Genomic DNA, 2,278 nt, shown 5'->3' with positions numbered 1-2,278 from the left:
TACGGAGCATAGCGAATTAACAGCCGCAGGCTGGCCCGAAGGGCGAGCGAAGCGAGTCAAGTGACTCGGCCGGGGGGGGCCGAAACCAGAAGCATCAGCACACTCAATAAGCGCCCTGATCACCGAGGTGCAAGCCCAGACCAGATGCCAGCATCACCCAAACTTGCCAATCCAGTATCAAGCTCCATGCCTCATGAAAGTTGCGAAGATCCTTTTTACACCGGCTCGGGCAGGCGTTTGCGGTCGATCTTGCCGCTGGCGGTCTTCGGCAAACACCCCAGCAACACAATCCGCCCCGGCACCATGTAGTGCGGCAGACTACGCTGCAGCTCGCGCCGAATCGCCACCCGGCTCAGCGCACCGGCCTCGCGCAGCTCCACATAGCCGACCAGACAAGCCTCATCGCCCTCGCCATGCAGCCGCACCGCAGCGTCCTGCACACCGACCAGCCGGCGCAGGCTGGCCTCGATCTCGCCCAGCTCGATACGAAAGCCGCGCAGCTTGATCTGGTCGTCGCGCCGCCCACGATACTGGTAGGCATCCTCGCCGACGCGGTGCACACGGTCGCCGGTGCGATACAGCCGCCTGCCGTGACAGTTGATGAACGCCTGCGCGGTGAGGTCGTCGCGCTGCCAGTAGCCGTCGGCCAGCGACGGCCCCTCGATGCACAGCTCACCCTCGCCGCCCACCGCAACCGCCTCGCCGTGTTCGTCGAGCAGCCAATGGCGATAGCCGTCGAGCGACTGGCGCAGCAGCACGCCGGCCTCGCCGAGCGGCAGTTCGACGCGCGCCATCAGCGACCACACCGTTGCCTCGGTCGGTCCATAGCAGTTCCACAACTCACCCACGCAGCCACCCAGCGGGTCGCCAGCGTGGCATCCAGCGCCTCGCCGCCGCACAACGCCAAAAGTCCGGGCCGCCCTTGCCAGCCGGCCTTGAGCAGCATGCGCCAGAACGCCGGGGTGGCCTGCAGGGTGTTGAGGTCGCTGCGCCGTTCGAGCAATTGCAGCAGCTCGACCGGGTCCTTGTGGGTCGGCGCGCAGATCACCTCGACATAGCCGCCGCGCCAGAGCGGGCCGAGCATCTCCAGCAGCGAGATATCGAAGGCCGGGGTGGTGGTGAACAGCCAGCGCGTCGCCGGGCCGATGTCCAGGCGTGCGGTCGCGGCGGCGAGGAAGTTGGCCAGCGCGGCGCGGTTGATCACCACGCCCTTGGGCCGGCCGGTGGAGCCGGAGGTGAACATCATGTAGGCCGGCAGGCGCTCGTCCTGCTCGGGCCATTCCAGCTCGCCGGCCAGCCCGGGACGCAGCTGCCAGGTTGGCTGCGCGAACGCCACCGGCTGGTCCTGCAGCACCAGGCTCAGCTGCGCATCGGCGGCGATGCCCTGCAGCCGTTCGAGCGGGAATTCCGGCTCCAGCGGCACGAAGCACAGCCCTTCGCGCAGGCAGGCGAGCACGCTGGCGACCAGGTCCGGCGAGCGCTGCAGGTGGATGCCGACGCGCTCGCCGGCCCGCAGGCCGCACTGGCGCAGCTGCATGGCGATGGCCGCGACCCGTGCCTGCAGTTCGGCGTAGCTGAAGCTGTCGCCCAGGCAACCCAGCGCCGGACGCGCGGCATGGCGCTGGAACTGCTCGGTGAAATGCCGCTCAAGCGTGTTCATGGCTGACCTCCGCGTGTTCGGCCAGCGCCAGCAGGTTGTCCTGCAGCAGCGCCAGCAGTCGATCGTTCAGCTCGGCACGCAGGCGGCCGATCTGCCGCAGGGTCAGGCGGCCGTCGAATACGCCGCCGTGCAGGCTGATCAGCTCCGCCGAGGGGTTGTCCGCCGCGCTCGGCCGGCCGGGGGCGATGGGCAGTGCCTGCCAGGCATCCGTGTCGCTCTGGTAGACGCCGAGGTAGTTGAGCGCCACCGCCGGCAGCGGCAGCTGCGCCCGAAACTCAGGATTGGCGCGCAGCGGCAGGTAGCCGACGCCCTTGTCCGGCACCCGGCGCAACTGTTCGGCGGCGTGGCGCAGCAGCTGCGGCCAGTCCGCCTGGTCGCGCAGCGCCAGCGGAAACATGCTGGTGAACCAGCCACCGTGCGGCTGACGTCCAGCGCCGGGTCGATGGCCTCGCGGCCGTGGCCTTCGAGCATGATCCACTGCCGTTCGCCCAGCCCGAGCCCGTGCAGCGCGCGGGTCAGCGCGGCCAGCAGCAGCTCGCGCAGGTCCACGGCAAAATGCCGGGCGGCCAGCAGCAGCTCGCGCGTCACGGCCTCGCTCAGTTCCAGCTTCTGTTCGCG

General features: G+C 69.3%; 2 protein-coding genes and 1 pseudogene. All 3 read right to left on the bottom strand.

What is annotated here, in order from left to right:
* Nucleotides 1-215: 215 nt before the first annotated feature.
* The 3 genes and pseudogenes from BAY1663_RS25740 to BAY1663_RS22500 all read right to left on the bottom strand — a co-directional run bounded on the left by BAY1663_RS25740 (nucleotide 216) and on the right by BAY1663_RS22500 (nucleotide 2,057).
* The gene (locus BAY1663_RS25740; protein ID WP_305809527.1) at nucleotides 216-425 is read right to left on the bottom strand and encodes a hypothetical protein; all 210 of its coding nucleotides are present in this window, start codon (nucleotides 423-425) and stop codon (nucleotides 216-218) included.
* Nucleotides 426-692: 267 nt separating this feature from the next.
* Nucleotides 693-1,660 (bottom strand): annotated as a pseudogene (locus BAY1663_RS22505) (AMP-binding protein); the annotation flags it as partial.
* Entirely contained in the window at nucleotides 1,647-2,057 is a 411-nt protein-coding gene (locus BAY1663_RS22500) for a hypothetical protein (protein ID WP_037045297.1), read from the bottom strand. The pseudogene BAY1663_RS22505 and the gene BAY1663_RS22500, both read right to left, overlap by 14 nt.
* Nucleotides 2,058-2,278 lie beyond the last annotated feature (221 nt).

The sequence above is a fragment of the Pseudomonas sp. BAY1663 genome (assembly GCF_000582595.1).
GTDB lineage: Bacteria > Pseudomonadota > Gammaproteobacteria > Pseudomonadales > Pseudomonadaceae > Stutzerimonas > Stutzerimonas stutzeri_AF.
This window is presented reverse-complemented; position numbering and strand designations above follow the sequence as displayed.

Coding starts and splice junctions, on each gene's coding strand:
- BAY1663_RS22500 (WP_037045297.1), bottom strand. CDS start 2,057: ATGTTTCCGCTGGCGCTGCGCGACCAGGCGGACTGGCCGCAGCTGCTG.